This window comes from Pedobacter nototheniae (genome assembly GCF_004335085.1).
GTDB lineage: Bacteria > Bacteroidota > Bacteroidia > Sphingobacteriales > Sphingobacteriaceae > Pedobacter > Pedobacter nototheniae.
On the sequence record NZ_RQRS01000018.1, the window covers coordinates 91,686 to 117,124 of the forward strand.

A 25,439-nucleotide genomic window follows, 5' to 3' on the forward strand; every position below is an offset into this window, starting at 1 on the left:
AATAACTGCTGATGGAATTTTAAGCATACAAAAAATGCCCCAATGTGGGGCATCTTAATTTGTATCAGGGATGTGTTATTTTTTATTTTTCACATACTTTTCAAGCCATTGATCTTGCTCCCAAAGCATATGTAAAAGGTTTTCTTTACCACGGTAACTGTGTGCTTCGTATGGTAAAAATACAAATCGGGTTGTACCGCCAGCACCTTTAATGGCATTAAATAAGCGTTCGCTATTGATAGGGAAAGTACCTGGATTATCGTCACTATCGCCATGAATTAAAAGAAGTGGTGTTTTAATTTTATCAGCGTAACTAAATGGACTCATTTCATAATACAACTGAGGAACTTGCCAGTATGTACGTTCTTCATTTTGGAAACCGAAAGGCGTTAAGGTTCTGTTGTATGCACCACTGCGGGCAATGCCTGCGGCAAAAAGATTGGTGTGTGCTAAAAGGTTAGCCGTCATAAATGCACCATAACTGTGGCCACCTACTGCCATACGTTTTTTGTCGCCAACGCCTAAATCAGACAGTTTATTAATGGCTGCCTCTGCATTTAATTGCAACTGATCTACAAAAGTATCGTTAGGTTTTTTTCCATCTTTAGCTACTATCGGCATTTCAGCATTATCTAAAACGGCATATCCACGAGTTACCCAAAATATTGGCGAAGCCCAGCTAATGGTTGTAAACTTATCTTTCGATCCACGAATTTGTGCAGCATCAGCAGCTGAATTAAATTCGCGTGGATAAGCCCAAATTAAAGTTGGCAAAGGACCATCTTTATCTTTGTTATAACCTTTTGGTAAATATAAATCGCCAGTTAAATCTACTCCATCAGCACGCTTGTAAGAAATTTTCTCTTTTGTAATGCCTTCTAACGATGGATAAGGATTTTTGAAATCAGTAATTGGACGATCAGCTACTCTTAAAATTAAGTTTTTAATATAGTAGTTTGGAACTAGTTTCTGGCTTTCTTTGCGGGTAAGTAATACCAATTTATCAGGATCAATAACATCAGTTACATACTCATATGTACCCTCGGCACTGCGCCAAATAATTTCATTTTTCTTTGTTGATAGATCAAATTTCGCAAGAAAAGGCAAATCACCTTTTTCTGATGATCCTACTGGATTATTCATTAATAACTTGGTGCCATTATCTACCGTATGGATTACTTGGCGCCCATATTTATTTTTAGTTGTAACCGGAGATCCTGGGTTTCCGTATGCATCAGTTTGGTTGCGGCTATATAATTCTTCTACAGCACCAGTTGTTGGGTTGTAGCGGCTTATTTTACTGGTTTGTTTGCTACGTAAGCCTTCAGAGATTAAGGCTAAATTGGCATCACCCCATTGTACACCACGATAACGGGTTTCAGTTTTAAATAATTCTTTTTCATTTCCAGTAAAAGGCGCACTTAAAGCGTAAACTGCATCATGAAAGGGCACATTTTTTTTAATTAAACCGCTATCTAAAGGTTTAGCCCAAGTTATGGTTGCAGGTTCATCATCACGCCAGTCGAAACTGCGAGGAATATTTTGTGTATTATCATAACCAGAAGGCGTGCCTTCTGATGATGGAAGTTCTGCAAGTACTTTTACCTTTTTGCCATTTAAATCCGTAATACTTACTGTAGAAGGAAAGCCCCCAGCAGATACCAAGTAAGAAAATGGCTTGCGGATGGTTTCTATCATCATATAATTTTTATCTGGCGATAGGCTCACCGAGCCATAAATTGCAGGTTTGCCAATTGGGGTTTCTACGCCAGCGGTATTTTTTACCAGTTGCGAAGTGCCGAAAAATTCAAACAACTGCTCGTCATAGGGCGATTTTATTAAATCCTGATAAGTTGGGCTAGGGGCTGCCTTACCTAAATTTTGTTGAATAGTTGGGCCCTTAGGCATTAAAGGTTTTGCAGGTGCTGCACTTGCAGGTTTGGTTACAGCACGATAAATTACAGTTTGATCGTTTAACCAGGTTACTCCGCTTCCTAAAATTACGTTTAAAAAAGCTTTGTTAACTTTTGTAGCTTTTTTTGAGGCTAAATCAATAATATATAAATCAACACCTTTTTGGGTAGTATTGGTAAAAGCTATTTTACTTTGTGATGGATTCCAGCTAATATTACCTGCATAAAGTGGTGCCGGTAAGCCAGTAACAGGAAATGTTTGATTGGTTTTAATATTTTTCAGACTAAAATTATTAATATAAGTCTGCCTGCTTGGTGCATAATTATTAGGGTTAAGCCTTAAACCAGCAATACGATATTCTGGCATGGCTAATTCTTCCACTGAAGGGTAAGAATTACGCTCACTAAATAAAATCCACTCTGCTTTACCATCAATGCTAACACCTGGGGTTGGTTTCGCAAGTAATAAATCAGCAATTTCTTTGGGTGGCGTTTGATAGCTAACGGCATCTTGGGCGGCAGCATTTAATGCGATGCAAGAGCCTGCTATTAAAAAATAGAGGTGTAATCTTTTAATCATTTCCGGGGTTGTTGATGTTTGGTTATCAAATATTGGAAAATTTAATTTACTGTAGGTTAGGGTAACTGCTTATTTACATGAAGATGTAACATCAAAGATCGTATTACTTGTGCGGGATGTTGTAACTAATTTTTCTCACTTTATTCTTGATTCAATTCAAAAGGCATAATATTTGCTTTTTAATTTTTTTAATCTAAAATAATATATATGAAAAAGACCATTTTACTTTTTGTATTGCTATGTACTGCTTTTTTTTCAAAGGCAGATCAGCTCGAAGCTCTAACCCAAGCGCAAGCAGAAGCGGCGGTTGCATACCTTAAAAAAGAACCAATTGTTATTTTATGGTGCAGTTGCTGTGATAATGAAACGCCTAGAAAAATTACCGTTAACGAAGTATTTTACAAAGCAGATAGCAACGGTAAATATTATTCTGTAATATTAAAAGGTAGAGATGAAAGTGGAAAGGAAGTGGAAGAATATCTTGATTTAGCCTATGTTTTTGTGAAAAAAGGCAATAAGGCACAAAGCTTAGGTAAAGTATTAAAATATAAATGCGACCCTTGTACAAAGCCATTTGCGTGGACTCAGGAAGGAAAGTGATAAATTATAAATAGTGAAACCCCGAAAAATTTCGGGGTTTTTTTATGACTTTAATTTTATTGCAATAAATTATTGGTTTCCATTATTAATGCTTCCATTAGATCTTTAGTTTTGGTGTATTTCAAACCTGAGTTATTTTGCCCAGACCATAAGTTAACTAAATCTGTTTTACCTTGTTTTAAGGCAGCATTTTTTAGGGGAAGTAAAAAACGTGTTTGCAATGGAAAAGGTAATACCTCTGTATCAAAGGAAACATTTTCGGCAATGCGATTGCTAATCATTCTACCCATTCTTCCTGTCGTGGATTTAGATAAAACTGTAGGAACAACATTTTCCGAAAGGAGCAATGATTTATGAATAGGTGAAGCGTTAGATTCATCGCAGGCCAAAAATGCGGTGCCAAGCTGAACCGCATCAGCACCCAATGTTAAGGCTGCAGCAATTCCTTTTCCGTTGGTAATCCCACCAGCAGCAATAACTGGTACTTTAATTTTTGCTTTTATTTGTTGAATCAATGCAAAAGTGCCTGTTAAAGAATCTTTTGCAGGCTTAAGAAATGAAGGTCTGTGCCCACCAGCTTCAAAACCAGCAGCAACAATGGCATTTACCTCGGCATCTTCCATTAATGCAGCCTCATCAAAAGTAGTTGCTGCACCAACAGTTTTAATACCAAGCTTGGCACATTCTTTTAGAATTTCTTTGGAAGGAAGTCCGAAAATAAAACTAAAAACAGCAGGTTTAATTTTGAAAACTGCCTCAACTTGTTGTTCAAATTTTGAAGGGATATTGGTTGATAACTCAGGGAGGGGAATATTTAATTCATCAAAATAAGGTTTAAACAGCGCCTGTACTTTAGCTAAGCTTTCTTTAGGGTAATTTATAAGGCTTTTGTCAACATCATTTACCCATAAATTAATATTAAAGGGTTTATTGGTTTTTAATTTGATTTCTGCTCCAGTTGTTAAAATCTCTTCGGGGGTTAAAGTATAAGCCCCATAACTACCCAAACCGCCTGCATTAGATACATCTGCTAAAAGATCAATAGTAGAAAAACCTCCACCCATCGGACCCAGTAATATTGGGTATTTAATTCCAAAAAGTTTACTTATTTCAGTTTTGTGCCACATTTTGTTTGAAATTATTTTTGCCTAAAGCAGAAAGGCAACAATTTAATTGCTGCCTTTCTAATTGTTTTATTTAAATTCTCTGAAATCTTGTCCAGCTTTAATATTCAGTAAGCTTTCATAAATTAAGCTAATTACATTATCTACATCTTCTTTATGCACCATTTCTACAGTGGTGTGCATGTAGCGTAGTGGCAATGAAATTAATGCAGATGGAACGCCTCCGTTCGAGTATGCAAAAGCATCGGTATCTGTTCCGGTAGAGCGAGAAGAAGCTTGGCGTTGAAAAGGAATATTATTTTTCTCGGCGGTTTTAATTAATAGTTTATTCAGGTTGGTTTGTACTGCTGGTGCATAAGAAACTACCGGGCCTTTGCCTGCCGCTAAATCTCCCTGAATGTTTTTATTAATCATTGGTGTGGTTGTATCGTGCGTTACATCAGTTACTATAGCAACGTGTGGTTTTATCCGTTCGGCAATCATTTCTGCACCACGTAAACCAATTTCTTCTTGTACAGAGTTTACAATGTATAAGGCAAAAGGTAATTTCTTTTTGTTCTCTTTTAATAAACGTGCAACTTCAGCAATCATAAAGCCACCTGCACGGTTATCTAAAGCACGACCAACATAGTAGCGATCGTTTAAAACCATAAATTCATCTTCGTAAGTAATTACACAACCCACGTGGATGCCTAATTTTTCTACTTCTTCTTTTGTTGTACAACCGCAATCAAGAAAAATGTTTTTCAATTCAGGTGCTTGTTCTTTTTCACCATGACGGGTATGGATTGCCGGCCATCCGAAAACAGCTTTTACCAAACCATTTTCAGTGTGAATATTTACACGTTTAGACGGAGCAATTTGATGATCTGAACCACCGTTACGAATTACATATATTAAACCATCAGCCGTAATGTAGTTTACGTACCACGAAATTTCATCGGCATGAGCCTCAATAACCACTCTATAATCTGCCTTTGGATTAATTACACCAACAGCGGTTCCATAATTATCAATAAAATGCTCATCGATATATGGCTTCAAATAATTTAACCAAAGTTTTTGTCCTTCCCACTCATAACCAGTTGGCGCAGGATTATTAATATATTCTTCAAAAAACTGTAATGATTTTTTAGTCACTACCGGAACATGTTTTTTCTTGTTTTCTTCGTCTTTTTTCTTTGCCATATTATTATTAATTACACCATTACGGCGATTTTTTCTTTTTAATTATTTATCAACAGTATCATTTCGCTCACTCATAATCAACTCCATAACTACATAATCAAACCCATCTTTAAAAAATATTTGATCGGTGGCGGTGAAACCAAATTTAGTATAAAATTCTTTTGCATTTACGCGTGCATTGCACCACAGTTTTGTAGCTTTTTGAATTTTACAAAAATCAATTACATATTGGAGCAATTGAGATCCATAGCCGCTTTTTTGCACATCGGCTAAAATTGCAAGCTTTCTAAATTGGTAAATACTTCCTTCAGAAAATAAGGAAACCACGCCAGTTAATTTATGATCGGCATATAAACCGAAGTGAATACCGTCGAAATCTTCTTCCAGCTTTACAAAATCAAAGGGATGATCTGGGTACATCACTTCATGTCTGATTCGCCAGGTTAATGATGGAAATATCTGCTCTATTTGAACCATGAATTATATTTTCAGCTTTACAGCAATTGGTAATACGGCTAAAATAAAAACAAATGATGAATTCCCTGTCTGATAGATATAATATTTTAAAACAAGGAATAAACTTTAGGAACTGATAAATTTCTTCTTTCCATAAAATAGATAAATTAATACGTTAAGCAGGATAAGTCCAGTCATACCGTAACAAAAAAGTGCCCATCCGCCTTTATCCCATAGCCATAAACCCAATGCAGAGCCACAACTTGCCCCAATAAAACTTACCGACATAAAGATGGTGTTCAATCTATTTCTAGCTTCTGGAATTAAGGTATAAATACGGGTTTGATTGGTTACGTGGATGGCTTGTTGCGCAATATCTATAAGTACAATGCCGATTACAAATAAGTATAAATGATTTCCGGTGAAATAGAAAAACACAATACTTACAATTTGCAAAATAAACCCAATCATTAAGTTTTTTCTAGGGTTATTTCCATCGCTTAATTTACCCACTAATGGAGCAGCCAAAGCGCCAGCAGCGCCGGCAATACCAAATAAACCAATTTCTAAGGTTTGGAAATTGAATGGTGGGTTTGCCAAAAACAAAACCATGGTTGTCCAGAAGGCACTGATAATTGCAAATGCCAAAAAGTTTATAATTGATGTTTCGCGTAATGCAGGCTGGGTTTTAATATAGCTAAACATCGAACTCATCAATTCTTTATAGGTGCCGTTAAATGCGGGGTAACTTTTAGGAAAACGTTTTGCCATTAATGCAATTAATAGCAAACAAATGGCAGCTGCCATATAATAAACAGCCCGCCAACCTAACCAAAAACCAATGCTACCGCTAACGGCTCTCGATGCTAAAATGCCAACCAGTAAGCCGCTCATAATCATACCTATATTAGCACCGCGATTTTGATCTGTACTTAAATTTGCCGCTAACGGTAAAATAAGTTGAGGCACAATAGAGCATGCTCCAATTAATACACTTGCTATTTCCAGCAGAAAAAAGGTTTTGGAAACTGCTGCAATTAGTAATGCAAAAATAGCTAAGGCGGTAATCAAAAGAATTTGTTTTTTCCTTTCAAACATATCGCCTAAGGGTACTAAAAGAAATAACCCTAGCGCATAACCTATTTGAGTTAAGTAGGTTGTGCGGCCGGCATAGCTTTCGGTAATGTTAAAATCCTTAGCAATTAAAATAACTAGTGGCTGGCAATAATAAATATTTGCAACAATAAGGCCCGTGCAAAAAGCCATTAAAAGGATATCTGCCCGGGTTAATTTTTGATTAATCTGCATGTCAGTCTTCAATAGAAAGTTTTAAGTCATAAATCTGCCGGATAAAGTTGATGAGGCTTTAGTTACTGGCTAGTGACTATTTTCTACAAAGGTATGTTTCCGTGTTTCTTTCGTGGATTATTAACGACTTTATTTTCTAACATTTTAAAGGCACGAATCAGTTTAATACGGGTTTGCGAAGGTTCAATTACTTCATCAACAAAGCCACGTTCTGCAGCGCGGTAAGGATTAGCGAATATATCAGAGTATAATTTTTCCTTTTCCAACCATTTTTCCTGCGGATCTTCTGCTGTAGTAATTTCTCTTTTAAAAATGATTTCTGCTGCACCTTTGGCACCCATTACCGCAATTTCTGCACTTGGCCAAGCGTAATTCATATCTGCACCAATATGCTTGCTATTCATCACATCATAGGCGCCACCATATGCTTTACGTGTAATTACGGTAATCCGTGGAACCGTTGCTTCGCTAAATGCATATAAAAGTTTGGCACCATTGGTAATAATTCCATTCCATTCCTGATCGGTACCCGGTAAGAAGCCAGGCACATCTTCAAAGACTAAAAGCGGAATGTTAAAGCAGTCGCAAAAACGAACAAATCGAGCCGCTTTGGTGGAGGAGTTACTATCTAAAACGCCTGCAAGGTAAGCGGGCTGGTTGGCTACAATACCAATGCTTCTGCCGGCTAGCCGTGAGAAACCCACTACAATATTTTCAGCATAATCTTTATGTACTTCTAAAAAGCTATCCGTGTCGGCAACTGCCGAAATTACCTCTCGAATATCGTAAGGCTGAGCCGCATTTTGAGGCATAAAGGTATTTAGAGCAGGCCTGCTTTCATCTCCTGCTTCGTAAGGAAGTATTGCTGCCATTTCCTCGCAATTTTGAGGCATATAGCTTAATAATTTTTTTACATGAGTAATGGCGTCAATTTCATTGGCACAAGCAAAATGGGTGACACCAGATTTGGTAGCATGCGTGTTTGCACCACCTAATTCTTCTGATGTTACTTCTTCATGTGTAACGGTTTTTACCACATTTGGACCAGTTACAAACATGTAAGAAGTGTTTTCTACCATTAAAATAAAATCTGTAATGGCTGGAGAATAAACTGCCCCACCTGCGCATGGCCCCATAATTGCCGATAGCTGCGGGATAACTCCAGAAGCCTGAACATTGCGGTAAAAAATATCAGCGTAACCACCCAAGGAAACTACACCTTCTTGAATGCGGGCGCCACCACTATCATTTAAGCCGATTAAAGGAGCGCCATTTTTCATAGCCATTTCCATTAACTTGCAAATTTTTTCTGCATGAGTTTCAGATAAAGAGCCTCCAAAAACAGTAAAATCCTGAGAGAAAACATAAGTTAAACGGCCATTAACGGTGCCATAACCAGTAATTACACCATCACCTAAATATTTTTCGCGTTCCATTCCAAAATCAGTACTGCGGTGTGTTACCATCATTCCAATTTCTTCAAAACTGCCTTCATCCATTAAAAAATGAATACGTTCTCTTGCTGTTAATTTTCCTTTTTTATGTTGACTATCAATCCGGGCTTGCCCGCCGCCAAGATTTGCCTGTTGTATTTTATCTTGTAATAAAGCTATTTTCTTATCCATGTTAGATGATATGATTTTTTAAAATTAAAAATTACCAGCGGTATTGCAAGCGTGCGGTAAATACATCGTCTTTAATATCTTGGTCGAATCCTTCTATGGCAGTTTTTTCATTTTCAACATGTTCGTTGTAAAGTGTAAACTTCAATCTGCCATTTAATTGGTAGGCAAGGCCGTAACCAAGTGTGGCATATTTTATATCTCCTGCTGTAGTAAGGCTATTGGGTTGGCCAATTAAGGTACCACTTACATTTGTGTTAGGATCATAAACATCATACGCCAAAAGTGCAGAGAGTTTAGTTTTCCATAACTGTTGCGTTAGCCAGAAATAGTAACCGTTAAAATTTCTTTTGTATAAGTTTGTGATCGGTTGAGTGGCAAAACTCTGACTTGCATACGGTCCTTTTAAATCTGCAGAGCTTGCTACACCAGGCTGAATGCCAGCAACATATTCTGATTTAAAACTTGTTTTGCCAAAGCTATTGTCATATTGAATTTGAATATTTGCGCCGTAATAATTTCGATCTAAATAAGAGCCTAAAACATCATCGCTGGTATTGCTGATGTAGCCCGTATTTGTTGCGGTGTAATAAGTTTTAGTATTACTTCTTACATAGCCCTTATATATGGAACCACCAAAGCCAACATGGAGCTTTTTATTTGCTAAGCTGTCAAACTTAAAAGCAATGTTACCAATAAAATCCTTTTTTGAATCGTAATCTCTGGCAGTTAGCCCGCTACCATTTACCACAGCAAACTCTAGCGTTAAAAATTTAAATTTTCTTTGCGGCTGATAACCAATTAGAGCGCCAAGATCTCGCTCACGAGGCATTAAAGTTTGAAATACTCGTGGTCTTTCAGGGAAATCTCTATAACCAGAAGAATAAACGATAGAATAACCAAATGGGCGGTTGAATAAACCAGCGGTAAATTTAATCTCTTTGTACTTGGGCTCGCGAAGCTGAATAAATGCATCCATTAGTTGCAAGCCATTTTGAGTTGCATCAAGTTGGAAAACAATACTGGTGTAATTATCTACCCGATCTATTTTTAATCGGCCACGCCTCACCATAAATCTATTATCGGAATTTGCAGAAAAATCGCCACCAGAAAAAGAGGTGATTCCTGCCGACTGTGCCTTTTGAAATTGTGTTTGTAAGTAACCAGTTATGGCAATTTCGTGAGGATCATAGCTAGATGGAGCATTATTATTTTGTGCATATAATAAAAAAGGGGAGCATAAGATGGTTAGCAACAGTAATCTCTTCATAATTGCGAAATTAAATCTTTAAATTCAATTTCAATGCTGTAATATATTACATTTTTTTTACAGCAGTATGCATTGAAAAACCAATTATGGTGTTATTTTTGTAACCATACAAGTGAAAATAGAATTTATTAATGTTTTTAAGAAAGTATAAATATCTGATTGTTGCAGCCTTTATGGGCATCTTCATTGCGAAGATGGGCATATCTGGTGCACCAGTATTTTTTACAAACATTGATAAAGAAATTATGAATGCTGTAATTATGCAAATCGAATTGGAGCATGATTGCAGTAAAGATGCATCTAAAGGCACAGCAAAATTTACCGACTTTAAATTAATTGAGGTAAATTATCCATTAATTTCTTACGAATTCTCTTCTGGTCACTTTTACATCACCAATAGTTTCTTTGAGCATTTTAAAAGATATGTAGATCCATATCATGCCACGGTGCCAACGCCGCCTCCAAACTTTGTCTAATTCCTTTTGGGATTAATCTGTTAAAATTAACTTTTTAAGAAGTATACATGCTCTTAGCTGATCTTTTTCAGTTGTGCTTTAGCTTGCTCAATTAGTTGTTTTTTAGTGGATTTCCGCGATTTTTTTCGTTAAAATTTATTAGATAATTTATATTGTTATGCAAAAGAATAAGCCGACTTTTTCAGGTTCGGATGTTAAAAAATATTTTCTTAAAAAGAATTTAAAGAAAGATTTACCTTCAAGTATTGTGGTTTTCCTGGTGGCTTTACCTTTATGTTTGGGTATTGCCTTAGCCTCAGGTGCACCGTTATTTGCAGGCCTAATTGCAGGTATTGTTGGTGGTATTGTGGTAGCGTCTGTTAGTGGTTCGCAGCTAAGTGTTAGCGGTCCGGCGGCAGGTTTAACCGTTATCGTTTTAGGTGCTATAGCCCAATTAGGAAGCTATCAAATTTTTCTTCTTGCGGTAGTTTTGGCAGGTGTTTTTCAAATGGTTTTAGGCTTAATTAAGGCCGGTACTATTGGTAATTACTTTCCATCAAGCGTTATTGAAGGGATGCTTGCCGCGATTGGTTTAATTTTAATTTTAAAACAATTACCACATGCCCTCGGTGTAGATTCGGATTTTCCAGGTGATGAAGGTTTCTTTCAAAAAGATAATGAAAATACTTTTTCGGCCATTAATTCTGCATTAAGTCATGTAAGCCTTGCCGCAATTGTAATTAGTGTATTATCAATTGCCATATTAATTTTTTGGCCTAAATTTAAAAAATTAAGTGTAGTGCCAGCACCTTTATTAGTTGTAGCACTTGGTGTAACTGGCGCATTCCTTTTTGCCGGTACCAGCTATCAGTTAAGGCCAGATCAAATTGTAAGCATTCCTGTTATTGGTGGATGGGGAGAGTTTTTAGGGTTGTTTACCATGCCCGATTTCTCTGCCATTGGCAATAAAGACGTTTATATTGTTGCAGCAACCATTGCCGTTGTAGCTAGTTTAGAAACCCTTTTAAGTATTGAAGCAGTTGATAAAATTGATCCAATCAAAAGAGTTTCGCCAACAAACAGAGAGCTTATTGCACAAGGTATTGGTAATATGACGAGCGGTATGTTGGGCGGTTTGCCAATGACATCGGTTATTGTAAGAAGCTCAGCTAATGTAAACGCTGGAGGTAGAACAAAAATGTCGGCAATTTTTCATGGCGGATGGTTATTGTTATCGTTGCTTTTTATTCCTCAAATAATCAATATGATTCCGCTTTCATGTTTGGCGGCAATACTTTTAGTTACAGGTTATAAGCTAACCAGAATTAGCTTATTTAAACACATGTACCATAAAGGTTGGGATCAGTTTGTGCCATTTGTGGTAACAGTTTTGGCGGTATTGCTTACCGATTTATTAAAAGGTGTAGCGGTAGGTATGCTTGTATCAATATTTTACTTGCTTCGTACCAATATGCGCAATCCCTTCTTTTATAGGATACAAAACGAGGGCGATAAAAAGAACATCAGGATTAAACTCGCAGAAGAGGTTTCGTTCTTAAATAAAGCAGCAATACAAGTAGTTTTAACAAACATACCAAAAGAAACAAACGTAATTATTGACGGTTCAAACTCAAGATATATTGATCCTGATGTTTTGGAAACCATTTTTAATTACAAACATAATGCTTACACAAAGGGAATTGTTGTAACGCTGGAAAATATCCAGAAACATTATAGCGTTCCGAAATTAACAAACAAAGTAGTAGAAGATATTAATAAATAAAAGAATATGTGTGCAAAAACAATTGAAACAAAAGACATAACGTACGATACCTTATTAAAAGGAAACAAGGATTGGGTTGAAGATATGATTAAATCAGATTCAACCTATTTTGATAAACTATCAGATGGACAAAGTCCGCCTGTATTATGGATTGGATGCTCTGATAGTCGCGTTCCTGCCAATCAAATTACTAATACCAGGCCAGGTGATATTTTTGTTCACCGTAATATTGCCAATGTAGTGGTACATACAGATATGAATATGCTTTCTGTATTGGATTATTCTGTAAATGTATTAAAGGTAAAACATGTAATTGTTTGCGGTCATTATGGTTGCGGTGGCGTTAAAGCCGCTTTAGGCAACAAACAGGTGGGTATTATTGATAATTGGTTACGTAATATCCGCGATGTGTACCGTATGCACGACCGCGAAATGGAAACGATAAAAGATCCTGAACAAAGATTTGATCGTTTAGTAGAATTAAATGCCATTGAAGGTGCTGCAAATATTATGAATACCTCCATTATACAAAGTGCCTGGGCAAATGGTCAGGAGCTTTCTGTACATGCGTGGGTATACAGCTTAAAAACAGGTATAATTAAAGATCTTAAAGTAACCACTAAGGGGCTTGAAGATGTATCGCCTGCTTTTAAGGTAAGTTAAAACATCCCATAGATGTATTTTTTAGTTCGGGAAGCTCCAGCGTATGCTGGGGCTTTTTTACTTTTCCTCCGTATTGGGCATATTACCTGCATGGCCTTTATTGCCCTTACCTGCATCACTTCGGGCTTCTTCTGATCCGAAATCTCCTTTACCAAAATCGCGTGCCAGGTTGCCGGCTTCACTTTTAACTTTATTTTTACTTTCGTTATCGTTGCTGCGGTGGCGAGGTACCTGATGATCGGGCATGTTTGAGCGATCGGCATTATTTTCCAACTCTTTATCTCGCAGGTTTTTATTATTCTCGTTTTTCATGGTTTTAGTATTATTAATATAGAACATGAAAAAAATAGATTGGTTTTAAAAGAGTTGCAGACTGTCTGCAAAATTTAAACCCTATTGAAATGGCATCCCCGATATTTCATCGGGATAAAATAGAAAAAGGTACGACGCCTGTCTGGCAAGACAAACCTTTATTCCGCTGCCGCGGTGGCTTTATTCTTTTTGACAACAAAAAGAACCAAAACCGAGCATTTCTGCGAGCTCATTAATACAAATAAAAAACAAACAACTATTAATAAATTGTCGGCTCGCAATTTTTCTGTTAAAGTGAGTGGGTGGGATTTGCTTGTGCTTCCCGAATAATTGACCATGCCGATTTAGAGCTTAACTAAAAAACAGTGGTTTGGACTTGTTAGTGTTTTAAGCGTATTGCTATAACAACGTTCATAATATTTTCGTTATCGTTTTTTGCAAGGCACGAAGCAATCTTACCAACAGTAGATAATTATGATGTTTTGCTTCACGCCCCTCGCTTCAGTCTGCAACAAACGATACTTAAATGATCTTAAATGTCTTATATGGTTTTAATATAATGCTATGATCCTAATGCAATTTTTCTATTTAAAGCAGTAGGTGGGCTTTGCTTGTGCTTCCCGAATAATTGACCATGCCGATTTGGAGCTTAACTAAAAAACAGTGGTTTGGACTTGTTAGTGTTTTAAGCGTATTGCTATAACAACGTTCATAATATTTTCGTTATCGTTTTTGCAAGGCACGAAGCAATCTTACCAACAGTAGATAGTTATGATGTTTTGCTTCACGCCCCTCGCTTCAGTCTGCAAAAAAAAACGATACTTAAATGATCTTAAATGTCTTATATGGTTTTAATATAAAGCTATGATCCTAATGCAATTCTTTTATCCGCTGCCGCGGGGGCTTTATTCTTTTTGACAACAAAAAGAACCAAAAATTGTCGGCTCGCAATTTTTCTATTTAAGGCAGTGGCTAGGCTTTGCTTTTGCTTCCCGAATAATTGACCATGCCGATTTAAAGGTTAACGAAGGAACAGTGGTTTGGACTTGTTAGTGTTTTAAGCGTATTGCTAAACTAACTTTCAATTAAAATTACTATCCTTTCCGATTACGCCCAGGCATAGTAGCATTTCGCAGGATAGCTCATTATAATTCTTGTAGTAATTCCGTTTTACGAATAACCAAAGGAATATGCAGCGAGCGTAGGATTGAGTGTTGGGCTAAGCCTCATATTACTGCTGTCGGAATTATAATGTTGCTATGCAAGAAAGGGTGCCAGCCTTGACTTTTGGGTACCTTTTTGTTAAGAAAAAGGTACGACGCCCGTCTGGCAAGACAAATGTATTTCCGCTAGCCGCGGGGGCTTCTTTTCTTTTGGCACCAAAAGAAACAAAAGTGCCGGCTCGCAATTTTTCTGTTTAAGGCAGTGGGTAGGCTTTGCTTGTACTCCCCGAATAATTGACCATGCCGATTGAGAGCTTAACTAAAAAACAGTGGTTTGGACTTGTTGGGATGATAAGCAATCGCTAAACTAACTTTCAATTATTTACCATCTTTTCCGATTACGCCTAGGCATAGCAGCATTTCGCAGGGTAGCTCATTATAATTCTTGTACTTACTTTCATTATCCGAATAACCAAAGGAATATGCAGCGAGGGTTGGGATTGCGTATAGGGTTAAGCCTCATATTACTGCTGTCGGAATTATAATGCTGCTATGCAAGAAAGGGTGCCAGCCTTGACTTTTGGGTACCTTTTTGTTAAGAAAAAGGTACGACGCCCGTCTGGCAAGACAAATCTTATATCCGCTGCCGCGGGGGCTTCTTTTCTTTTGGCACCAAAAGAAACAAAAGTGCCGGCTTGCAATTTTTCTGTTTAAGGCAGTGGGTAGGCTTTGCTTGTGCTTCCCGAATAATTGACCATGCCGATTGAGAGCTTAACTAAAAACAGTGGTTTGGACTTATGAGTGTGTTAGGCGATCGCTAAACTAACTTTTAATTAAAATTACCATTCTTTCCGATTACGCCCGTCCGGCAAGACAAATCTTTAATATATATCTTAAAATAATTTAATTTTTGTTTGGCTATAAATAAGAAAACCCCTGATTGCTCAGAGGTTTTATGGTAATAAAATTTTATAAAGATTAATCTTGTGCTAAAAATGGGTAGCGATAATCTGTTGGAGATTCGAAAACCTCTTTAATTGTACGAGGAGAAACCCAACGCAATAAGTTAATCATTGAGCCGGCTTTATCATTCGTTCCTGATCCTCTGGCACCGCCAAATGGCTGCTGACCAACAACTGCACCAGTACATTTATCGTTAATGTAAAAATTACCTGCTGCATTACGTAAAGCATGTGAAGCTTTATCAATCGCATAACGATCTTGAGCAATTAAAGCACCAGTTAGTGCATAAGGAGAAGTGGTATCAACAAGTTCTAAAACCTGATCAAAATCTTTGTCCTCATAAACATAAACCGTTAAAACAGGGCCAAACAACTCTTCGCTCATTGTAGTATATTTCGGGTCATCAACCACTAAAACAGTAGGCTCAATAAAATAGCCTTTGCTCTTATCGTAGTTTCCGCCAGCAATAATTTCTACACCTTTATCTTTTTTAGCCTGATCGATATATTTTGCCAATTTATCAAATGAACGCTCATCGATAACGGCATTAATAAAGTTGCCGAAATCTTCTGTTCCGCCCATTTTAAAGGTCGCTAAATCGCGAAGCATTAATTCTTTAATAGTAGGCCATAAGCTTTTAGCAATGTAAACACGACTTGCAGCCGAGCATTTTTGTCCTTGATATTCAAAAGCGCCACGAACAATTGCAGTACTCGCAATATCTGCCTGTGCTGAAGGGTGAACAAGGATAAAATCTTTACCACCTGTTTCGCCTACTATACGAGGGTATGATTTGTATTTATGAATATTTGTACCAATGGTTTTCCATATTTCCTGAAAAACTTTTGTAGAACCTGTAAAGTGAATACCAGCAAAATCTGCATGGTTAAAAATTACATCTCCTGTTTCAGGTCCATCCGCATAAACTAAGTTAATTACGCCATCAGGTAATCCCGCTTCACGGAAAATTTCCATCAATAAGTTGGCGGCATAAACTTGGGTATCGGCTGGTTTCCAAACCACCACATTGCCCATCATAGCTGCAGAGGCAGGTAAGTTTGCCGCAATTGCAGTAAAGTTAAAAGGAGTTAGTGCAAACACAAAACCTTCTAATGGGCGTTGCTCTACACGGTTCCAGCTTCCTCTAGGCGATACTGGTGGTTGTTGTTTGTAAATATCAACCATGTAACTTACATTAAAACGTAAGAAATCAATCAGCTCACAAGCTGCATCAATTTCTGCCTGATAAGCGTTTTTGCTTTGACCAAGCATGGTTGCTGCATTTAATTTATAACGGTATTTGCCAGCAATTAAATCAGCCGCTTTTAAGAAAATAGCTGCTCTATGCTCCCATGTTAAATTTTCCCAATCCTGTTTTGCAGCTAATGCCGCTTCAATAGCCTGGTTAATGTGAGTTTTATCGCCAATGCTAAATTGAGCTAAAATATGTTGGTGATCGTGTGGTGGAACAACTTTACCTTTTTTTGAAGTATGCACCGCCTTACCACCAATATACATTGGAATATCTTGTTGGTGCGCACGCGCTTCTGCAAGCGCTTCTTTTAAAAGTGCACGCTCTTTGCTGCCCGGGGCATAGTTTAAAATAGGTTCGTTTACTGGTGTTGGTACGTTAAAAAATCCTTTAAGCATGATGTTTTAATTATGATTTACGCAAAGATAAGGGTTTTATATATAGCCAATTCTATAAAACTGTCAGAAAATAGAAGGGTATACTGCGCAAACGTTTGATAAATCTTCAATCCAATCCAATTTACACGTATTTCTGAAGCAAAATCATCTACTTCCTTGAACTGTTTAAAATATTATTTTGAAAATTTTATCAAAAATATTTTATTTTATTAACACTGTTAACTATGTTTGCGGTGTTAATGAATTATTATGGGAATAAAAGAGCGAAAAGAGAAGCATAAAGAAGATTTAAGGTTGAGGATTTTAGATGCCGCCAAAGAGCTTTTTCTTAAAGAAGGTTATGATGCAACCTCAATACGTAAAATAGCAGAAAAGATAGAATTTAGTCCAACTACAATTTATCTATACTATAAAGATAAAACAGATATTATGTATGCCTTGCACCAGGAAGGCTTTAAATTATTAGGTACACAATTTATGGTTTTACAACATGTACACGAGCCTTTTGAACGATTAAAGGCAATGGGTAGGGTTTATATGAGTTTTGCATTGAGCAATCCTGATTTTTATGAGTTGATGTTTATTCAGAAAGAACCTATAGAGTTTGTTAAAAAATATTGCGCAGATGAGGAGTGGGAAGAGGGTGATAAATCTTTTCTGGCTTTGATTAAAACGGTAGAAGACTGCCAGGCTGTAGGCTATTTTAAAAGTTTCGATTCCAGTACGTTTGCCTTAAATGTATGGTCGTTAATGCATGGCTTATGTAGCTTAAAATTGCAAGGGCATTTAGATCATGTGGCATCAGCAAAGGTTCCCGTTCCTGAAGGAAATAACATTTTGGACCTTACTTTCGACAGTTTTATTAAAATTTTGCAAGGTTTAAAGTAGTAAATATTAACACTGTTAATCATGAAGTTTAAATTCTTTTCAATTGCAATCATTCTTGTTCTCTCTACAGCTTTTGCAAATGCGCAACAAGTGTTGGATCAATATGTGACAGATGCTTTTAAGAATAATATTGTATTGCAACAGAAAAACATTTCGCTGGAAAAAGCGCAGTATGCTTTAAAAACTGCAAAAAGCTTTTTTTTACCAACGGTGGCTTTTCAAGGTGCATACCAAACGGCAGATGGAGGTCGAAATATTCCGTTACCACTAGGCGATTTACTCAATCCGGTTTATTCCACGTTAAACCAGCTAACGCAAACCAATAAGTTTCCTTTAATGGAAAACCAGAACATTAATTTTCTACCAAAAAATTTCTATGACGCTAAAATCAGAACAAGTGTACCAATTATAAATTCCGATTTAATTTACAATAGACGGATTTCTGAACAGCAGGTGCATTTGCAAGAATTTGAGGTTTTGATTTACAAGCGAGATTTGATTAAAAATATTAAAACCGCTTATTACAATTATCAAAGTGCATTGCAAGCGGTAGACATTTATAAATCGGGTTTACAACTGGCTAATGAGGGACTTAGAGTTAATGAAAAATTATTGGATGGTGGTAAGGGCTTGCCAGCTTATGTACTGCGATCAAAAAGTGAAGTAGAACAAGCAAATGCTCAATTGGTAACTGCAGAACAGCAGGTTATTAATGCCAGAATGTATTTTAACTTTCTGTTAAACAGAAATTCTGACGAGAAAATAAATATTGATGAAAGTAATAAAAATGAGCTGAATAAAGTAAGTGGATTATTAGCTGATTTATCTTTTTCTAACAGTAGAGAAGAGTTAAAAGCTTTAGACCAGGTGGTGGCAATTAATAAAAACGCGTTAAAAATGAATAAACAGTTTGCTGTGCCAAAATTGGGTGCCTTTGTTGATCTTGGTTCACAATCAGAAGGCTTTAAGTTTAACGATAATACCCGTTATTATATGGTAGGCTTACAATTAGATATTCCAATTTTTACTGGTAATAGGAACAATTATAAAATTAAGCAGAGCAATTTGGATATTCGCAATGCAGAGTTAAATGCTAATTTGGCAGCCCAACAATTAAATTTAACAACCAAAACAGCTCAAAACAATTTAAGAGCCGTTTATCAAACATATCAATCATCCTTAAAACAATTTGAAGCCGCATCAAGCTATCAAAGGCTAATTGAAAAGGGATATAAAGCAGGCACCAATTCTTTTATAGAAACCATTGATGCACGTAACCAATACACATCAGCCCAACTTTTAGTTAATATCAACAGGTATAAAGTTTTATCGGCCGTAGCTGATTTAGAACGCGAAACCGCAACCTATTCAATAAATTAATTTATGAAGCAGAAATTTTTTTATCCGATTTTAATTCTTGTAGCATTAGGTTTTAATGCCTGCAATAACCATAAAACAGAAACCAGCCCTATAGGTAATCAAGATACCATTCCTGTAAAAATTATGGCACTAAAAATTGAAGATGCCAACCACGCAATTTCATCATCAGGCCAGTTTACCACTAATGATGAAACCTTCCTTTCCTTTAAAAATGGTGGTATTATAAACAAAATTTATGTTAAGGAGGGCGATGCTGTAAGTAAGGGGCAATTGCTTGCATCTGTTAATCAAACAGAAATTTCTGCACAAGTACAGCAGGTAAACCTTTCTTACCAAAAAGCAGAGCGAGATTATAGCCGTGCCAGTAAACTATATAAAGATAGTGTGGCAACATTGGAGCAAATGCAGAACGCCAAAACAGCACTACAGGTAGCTAAACAGCAATTGGATGCAGTAAAGTTTAATCAAAATTACTCAGAAATTAGAGCTACAAGCAATGGTTATGTACTAAAAAAACTCGCCAATGATGGGCAGGTTGTAGGGCCAGGAACTCCTGTTTTACAAATTAATGGTGCTAAACAAAGCAAATGGCTTTTAAAAATTGGCTTAAGTGATGAGCAATGGGCTGCATTAAAAATTGGCGATCGTGCCACTATTACTACTGATGCTTTACCTCAAGCTACATTGCAAGCAAAAGTTAGCCGCAAAGCTGAAGGTATTGATCCGCAGAGCGGAACTTTTGGAGTAGAGCTTACCCTTAATGATGAAAATGTTAAAGGTTTGGCGGCAGGCTTATTTGGTAAGGCCATCATTATTCCTACCAAAACTACAAGCAGCTACTCTATTCCATATGATGCCTTATTGGATGCTGGAGAAAATGAGGGTTATGTTTTTGTAACTGATGATGAGAAAACAGCTAAAAAGATTAAGGTTAAACTAGGTGCCATACAAAACGACAGAATAAACATTATTGGAGGATTGGAAAATGCAACTGCCATAATTGTTTCGGGTGGCGCATACTTAACAGAAGGATCTAAAATTAAAGTAGTAAAAAAGTAAAAAATATAACCACTTAAAAACGCGAAGCACAAAAATATTTTGTGGTTAAGGGTACTTATTGCTTTGTGTTTTATCGGTTAACAGCTCAAATGTTCTATTAAATTATAGTTAACAATGAAAATATCAGAATACGCCGTAAAAAACTATCAGTTTACCTTAATTATGGTGCTCATGGTTTTGGCACTCGGCATTACAACAATATTCAACATGCCGAGGTCGGAAGATCCGGATATGAATGCACCCAGCTATCCTGTTGTGGTGGTATATCCGGGCGCTAGCCCAAAGGATATGGAAGAGCTGGTTGTTAAGCCCTTAGAAAAACGTATTTATGGCTTAGATAACATAAAAACGATAAAAACAACCATTAGAGATGGTTTGGCAGTGCTCTTTGTAGAGTATAAGTACAATGTAAATGTTGATGATAAGTATCAAGAACTGGTGCGTGAGGTAAATAGTGAAAGGGCAAACCTACCGCCAGAAATTTACAGTATGGAAGTGCAACAGGTTGCACCATCTGATGTAAATGTGCTACAAATTGCCCTTGTATCAGAAAACGCCTCCAGAGATAAAATTAAGGCTGCGGCAGAAGACCTTCAAAGCGCTTTGGAGAAAATCCCATACCTTAAAAATGTGGATATTATGGGCTTACCCGATCAGCAGGTTAGGGTAGATTTAAATTTGGAGAAATTGGCGCAACTCCATATTCCGGTAACATTAATTGCAAGTGCCATTCAAAGCGAAGTTGCCAATATTCCAGGAGGCAGTGTAAATGCAGGCAACAAGTCATTCAACATTAAAACCAGTGGAAATTATCAAAATATCGATGAAATAAAAAATACCGTGGTGTTTAGTGGCAATGGTAAAAATACTGCCCTAAAAGATGTTGCCAATGTTTATTTTGATTATTCTCAAGAAAAAGACATCACCCGCTTAAATGGATTTAGATGCGTGTTTGTGGTGGCTGCACAAAAAACTGGTGGTAATATAACCGTTGCCCAAAAAGCATATTTACCCGTAATTAATGCTTTTAAGAAAACATTGCCAGCAAACATCGATCAGCAATTAATGTTTGATCAGGCCGATAATGTAAATAACCGTTTAGGTGGTTTGGGCACAGATTTTATCATTGCCATTTTACTGGTTATGATTACCTTATTGCCATTAGGCACACGAGCATCATTAGTGGTAATGGTTTCTATTCCGCTTTCCTTAGCCATTGGTATTGTATTAATCAGTGCTTTAGGTTTCAGTTTAAATCAGTTAAGTATAGTTGGTTTAGTGGTTTCATTGGGTTTATTGGTTGATGATAGCATTGTTGTTGTAGAAAATATTGAACGATGGATGCGTGATGGACATAGCCGCTTGGATGCCACATTAAAAGCAACAAAACAAATTGGTATGGCTGTTTTGGGTTGTACAGCAACATTGGTTATTGCCTTTATGCCATTAATGTTTTTGCCAGAAGCATCAGGAGAATTTATTAGAAGCTTACCTGTAGCTGTAATTTGTTCTGTAATTGCATCCATGTTGGTGGCATTAACCGTTGTACCATTCTTATCAAGCAAATTATTAAGACCTCATGCAGATGCCAATGGAAATATTTTCTTGCGTACGTTACAAAAAATTATTCATGGTTCTTACTCTAAGTTATTGGATAAAGCACTTGCTAAACCAATATTAACAATCGTAATTGCTCTGGTAATTTTTGGTGGTTCAATTGCGTTAATTCCTGTAATTGGTTTCAGCTTATTTCCTGCTTCTGAGAAACCTCAGTTTTTGATTAATATCTCTACGCCGTTACAATCAAACTTAAAATATACCGATTCCATTACCCGACAAATAGAACAAGAGCTGAAGAAAATTCCTGAGGTACGTTATTTCGCATCTAACGTTGGTAAGGGTAATCCGAGAATTTATTATAACGTGATACCACAAAATGAACGCACCGATTTTTCTGAATTGTTTGTGCTCCTGCAGCCAGATATTAAATCGGATAGGAAGATTGAGATAATAGAAATGCTTCGGAAAAAGTGGACACCTTACCCTGGTGCAAAGGTTGAGGTTAAAGATTTTGAACAAGGCCAGCCTATTATTTCTCCAGTAGAAGTGCGTTTGCTTGGCGATAATTTGGACACATTGAGGAAACTTGGTGGACAAATAGAAAATATGTTGCTTAAAACCAAAGGAACAATCTATGTAAATAACCCTTTAAAAAATTTAAAGTCTGATATTAAAGTAGAAATAAATAAAGACAAGGCGCAAGCACTTGGTATTGCAACAGTAAATATTGATAGGACGGTGCGGATGGCTGTTGCTGGTATTGATGTGGGTAAGTTTATTAATCCGAAATCAACAGGAGATGATTACAGTATATTATTAACCACTAACCACCCATCATATCCTGATTTGAGTATATTTAACAACCTTTACATCAATAATAACCAAGGCTTGGCAATACCATTATTGCAAGTGGCAACCTTAAAGCTAGAAACTTCACCACTGAGTATAAACCACTATAATAAAACCAGAACTATTTCTGTTAATGCCTTTGTGCAGAAAGGTTTTTTAAATGATAAGGTTATTCAGGATGTAGAAAAGCAGATGAAAAACTTTAAACTGCCAACAGGTTATAGCTTCGAAATGGGAGGAGAGTTAGAAAGTAGAAATCAATCTTTTGGTGGTTTCGGAAGTATTTTGTTGGTTACCTTATTTATGTTTATTGCAGTTTTGGTATTGGAATTTAAAACCTTTAAAAGTACGCTTATTGTACTTTCTGTAATTCCGCTGGGCATAGTTGGCGCAGTATTGGCATTAATGGTAACTGGAAATTCGCTTTCTTTTGTAGCAACTATTGGTATTGTGGCATTGGCAGGTATAGAAGTTAAAAATACCATTTTGCTGGTTGATTTTACCAATCAGCTACGATCAGAAGGAATGCCACTAAACCAGGCAATTGAAGAAGCTGGAGAAATTAGATTCTTACCAATTATACTTACCACATTTACCGCAATAGGAGGTTTGCTGCCTATCGCAATGTCCAGTAATCCACTAATTTCTCCATTGGCCATTGTAATGATTGGTGGTTTAATCAGTTCTACCTTGTTATCACGCATTGTAACACCAGTTGTTTATAAATTAATGCCACCAAAGGTAGAAGCGAAAGAAGAGGCTTAACAATTAAAACGTCATTGTGAGTTTATTAACTCGCAATGACGTTCTTTTATAATATTGTTTAAGAGTGAAAATCTTTATAATTTAAAAATTAAACTATCTATCACTCCGTTCTTCCATATTCAAATCGGTATCAAAAGGACTTTTCGTAAAGGGGTAAATGGATTGTTTAATAAAACCTTTTGGATAAGCAGCTTCATGAACACCCGTACCTGCAGGCCATTTTTTGTCCGGCAAATAATAGGTGCCAAATATCATATCTATAAATGGAAATATAGAGGCAAAGTTATGCCCATAATACTTCGGATCTTCGCAATGGTGCCAATGGTGATATTGTGGCGTAGTAAAAATATATTTTAAAGGACCGAAATTTATCCGTGTGTTTGCATGGATTAATACTGCATGTATGGCAATAAATATGATATAAACATTAAACACGGTAGATGAAAAACCTAAAATATACAAAGGAATAAACGTCATTGCACGGGTAAAGAAAATATCAATAAAGTGCGTTCTACTTCCAGCAAGCCAATCCATGTTTTGTGTAGAATGATGGATAGAGTGAAAGCGCCATAAAGCAACACGTGTATGAAAGAAACGGTGTGCCCAATATTGAAATAAATCAGTACTAAAAAATGCTAAGAATAACGCCACTGCAAAAGGCAAACTCTGCACCCAAAGGTGTACTTTTTCTAAACCCATCCATCCAAAAAATACAATCGCGGGCTTTTGAGTAACAATACCGAAAAACTGAATAAATAAATGACTAATTACAAAGTAGGTTAAATCTGTTCGCCATTCTTCGTGAAACTTCGTTTGTGATTTATTCTTCGGGAAAAATAACTCCAACGGTACAAAGATTGCCACCATCAAAAGTAAATCCAAAATCATCCAATCCAAACCAAAATGCCAGCTGCTTTTAGCTACATCAGTTCCCTTTAAAGTTAATGCACCCAATACAATTGCTGCTCCCGTTATGGATGAACCAATTAGCGCTAGTTTAATTTTTTTACTCAGTAATAAGCTTAACAAAGCGAAAAAGAAGGATGCAATTACTCCAAAAATCATTAGCGCTTCTGCTATACTTTTGGTGTAAACCTCTCTAAATTCTGGTGTGGTTAATTGTTCAGGATATCTGAAGCAAAAAACACTTAGCAAGACTAAAACACCTAAAAAAATTGATAAATATCCACTGATATAGCCTTGGCCAACTTTTAATCTTTTATTCGGAGACATTGAGTTTGTTAGTTTATTGAATGGCAATAATAATAAAAATAACTTGTTTTCGAAGTTTTAATCGCCGCAGAAACAACACGTCACTAAGGGATTACATTAAACTTTAGTAAGATGGTAGCGTATATGGCAAAATCCGATCGTCGGGAGGTTATCCGAGGCTCTGCTGGAGAGAATGCGGTTGTCGGGAAGATTTTGTAGAGGTACAAAGATAGAATCCGCTGCCGCGGGGGCCTTATTCTTTTTGACAACAAAAAGAACCAAAAATTGTCGGCTTGCAATTTTTCTGTTTAAGGCAGTGAAGAGGCCTTGACTGTGCTTCCCGAATAATTGACCATGCCGGTTTGGAGTTTAACGAAGAAACAGTGGTTTGGATTTGTTAGTGGATTAAGTGCAATCGCTAAACTGACTTTAATTATATCACTGAACTTTCCGATTACGCCCAGGCATAGCAGCATTTCGCAGAGTAGCTCATTATAATTCTTGTACTTACATCCGTTTTACGAATAACCAAAGGAATATGCAGCGGGTCAAGGATTGTGTTTTGGGCTAAGCCTCATATTACTGCTGTCGGAATTATAATGTTGCTATGCAAGAAAAGGTGCAGCCTTGACTTTTGGGTACCTTTTTGTTAAGAAAAAGGTACGACGCCCGTCTG

General features: G+C 36.7%; 18 protein-coding genes. 8 read left to right on the plus strand and 10 right to left on the minus strand.

What is annotated here, in order from left to right:
• Positions 1 to 75: 75 nt before the first annotated feature.
• On the minus strand, positions 76 to 2,493 hold the full coding sequence (locus EHC72_RS15960) for an alpha/beta hydrolase family protein (RefSeq protein WP_131538704.1): 2,418 nt from the start codon (positions 2,491 to 2,493) through the stop codon (positions 76 to 78).
• A 207-nt stretch (positions 2,494 to 2,700) separates the two neighbouring features.
• Here EHC72_RS15960 and EHC72_RS15965 point away from each other — a divergent pair, with 207 nt between their 5' ends.
• Complete coding sequence (locus EHC72_RS15965) at positions 2,701 to 3,093, plus strand: hypothetical protein (RefSeq protein WP_131538705.1); 393 nt, start codon at positions 2,701 to 2,703, stop codon at positions 3,091 to 3,093.
• Between the two features lie 56 nt (positions 3,094 to 3,149).
• Here EHC72_RS15965 and EHC72_RS15970 read toward each other — a convergent pair whose 3' ends face one another.
• The 6 genes from EHC72_RS15970 to EHC72_RS15995 form a co-directional block, all read right to left on the minus strand.
• A complete protein-coding gene (locus EHC72_RS15970) occupies positions 3,150 to 4,220 on the minus strand; it encodes an NAD(P)H-dependent flavin oxidoreductase (RefSeq protein WP_131538706.1) in 1,071 nt (356 codons plus the stop codon).
• A gap of 66 nt (positions 4,221 to 4,286) precedes the next feature.
• Positions 4,287 to 5,405 carry a M42 family metallopeptidase gene (locus EHC72_RS15975; RefSeq protein WP_131538707.1) on the minus strand — a complete coding sequence of 373 codons (1,119 nt, stop codon included), beginning with the start codon at positions 5,403 to 5,405 and terminating at the stop codon, positions 4,287 to 4,289.
• A gap of 42 nt (positions 5,406 to 5,447) precedes the next feature.
• Complete coding sequence (locus tag EHC72_RS15980) at positions 5,448 to 5,882, minus strand: GNAT family N-acetyltransferase (protein ID WP_131538708.1); 435 nt, start codon at positions 5,880 to 5,882, stop codon at positions 5,448 to 5,450.
• A gap of 105 nt (positions 5,883 to 5,987) precedes the next feature.
• On the minus strand, positions 5,988 to 7,169 hold the full coding sequence (locus EHC72_RS15985; protein ID WP_246029443.1) for an MFS transporter: 1,182 nt from the start codon (positions 7,167 to 7,169) through the stop codon (positions 5,988 to 5,990).
• Between the two features lie 83 nt (positions 7,170 to 7,252).
• A complete protein-coding gene (locus EHC72_RS15990) occupies positions 7,253 to 8,794 on the minus strand; it encodes an acyl-CoA carboxylase subunit beta (protein ID WP_131538709.1) in 1,542 nt (513 codons plus the stop codon).
• 31 nt (positions 8,795 to 8,825) lie between these two features.
• Positions 8,826 to 10,061 carry a porin family protein gene (locus EHC72_RS15995; protein ID WP_131538710.1) on the minus strand — a complete coding sequence of 412 codons (1,236 nt, stop codon included), beginning with the start codon at positions 10,059 to 10,061 and terminating at the stop codon, positions 8,826 to 8,828.
• 131 nt (positions 10,062 to 10,192) lie between these two features.
• Between EHC72_RS15995 and EHC72_RS16000 the strand changes: the two genes are divergently transcribed.
• The 3 genes from EHC72_RS16000 to can all read left to right on the plus strand — a co-directional run bounded on the left by EHC72_RS16000 (position 10,193) and on the right by can (position 12,962).
• The gene (locus EHC72_RS16000; protein ID WP_131538711.1) at positions 10,193 to 10,537 is read left to right on the plus strand and encodes a hypothetical protein; all 345 of its coding nucleotides are present in this window, start codon (positions 10,193 to 10,195) and stop codon (positions 10,535 to 10,537) included.
• A 157-nt stretch (positions 10,538 to 10,694) separates the two neighbouring features.
• On the plus strand, positions 10,695 to 12,299 hold the full coding sequence (locus EHC72_RS16005; protein WP_131538712.1) for a SulP family inorganic anion transporter: 1,605 nt from the start codon (positions 10,695 to 10,697) through the stop codon (positions 12,297 to 12,299).
• Between the two features lie 6 nt (positions 12,300 to 12,305).
• Positions 12,306 to 12,962 carry a carbonate dehydratase gene (gene can / locus EHC72_RS16010; protein ID WP_131538713.1) on the plus strand — a complete coding sequence of 219 codons (657 nt, stop codon included), beginning with the start codon at positions 12,306 to 12,308 and terminating at the stop codon, positions 12,960 to 12,962.
• A 57-nt stretch (positions 12,963 to 13,019) separates the two neighbouring features.
• Here the strand turns inward: can and EHC72_RS16015 are convergent, their stop codons facing one another.
• Positions 13,020 to 13,274 carry a hypothetical protein gene (locus EHC72_RS16015; RefSeq protein WP_131538714.1) on the minus strand — a complete coding sequence of 85 codons (255 nt, stop codon included), beginning with the start codon at positions 13,272 to 13,274 and terminating at the stop codon, positions 13,020 to 13,022.
• A 2,141-nt stretch (positions 13,275 to 15,415) separates the two neighbouring features.
• A complete protein-coding gene (pruA, locus tag EHC72_RS16020) occupies positions 15,416 to 17,050 on the minus strand; it encodes an L-glutamate gamma-semialdehyde dehydrogenase (RefSeq protein WP_131538715.1) in 1,635 nt (544 codons plus the stop codon).
• A gap of 249 nt (positions 17,051 to 17,299) precedes the next feature.
• On the opposite strand from pruA, the gene EHC72_RS16025 reads away from it, so the two are divergent.
• The 4 genes from EHC72_RS16025 to EHC72_RS16040 all read left to right on the plus strand — a co-directional run bounded on the left by EHC72_RS16025 (position 17,300) and on the right by EHC72_RS16040 (position 23,551).
• The gene (locus EHC72_RS16025; RefSeq protein ID WP_131538716.1) at positions 17,300 to 17,938 is read left to right on the plus strand and encodes a TetR/AcrR family transcriptional regulator; all 639 of its coding nucleotides are present in this window, start codon (positions 17,300 to 17,302) and stop codon (positions 17,936 to 17,938) included.
• A 21-nt stretch (positions 17,939 to 17,959) separates the two neighbouring features.
• Complete coding sequence (locus tag EHC72_RS16030) at positions 17,960 to 19,318, plus strand: TolC family protein (RefSeq protein WP_131538717.1); 1,359 nt, start codon at positions 17,960 to 17,962, stop codon at positions 19,316 to 19,318.
• Positions 19,319 to 19,321: 3 nt separating this feature from the next.
• Complete coding sequence (locus EHC72_RS16035) at positions 19,322 to 20,377, plus strand: efflux RND transporter periplasmic adaptor subunit (RefSeq protein WP_131538718.1); 1,056 nt, start codon at positions 19,322 to 19,324, stop codon at positions 20,375 to 20,377.
• A gap of 114 nt (positions 20,378 to 20,491) precedes the next feature.
• The gene (locus tag EHC72_RS16040) at positions 20,492 to 23,551 is read left to right on the plus strand and encodes an efflux RND transporter permease subunit (protein WP_131538719.1); all 3,060 of its coding nucleotides are present in this window, start codon (positions 20,492 to 20,494) and stop codon (positions 23,549 to 23,551) included.
• Positions 23,552 to 23,644: 93 nt separating this feature from the next.
• Here EHC72_RS16040 and EHC72_RS16045 read toward each other — a convergent pair whose 3' ends face one another.
• Positions 23,645 to 24,784, minus strand: coding sequence for a sterol desaturase family protein (locus EHC72_RS16045; protein WP_131538720.1), 1,140 nt, complete (start codon positions 24,782 to 24,784; stop codon positions 23,645 to 23,647).
• Positions 24,785 to 25,439: the final 655 nt, after the last annotated feature.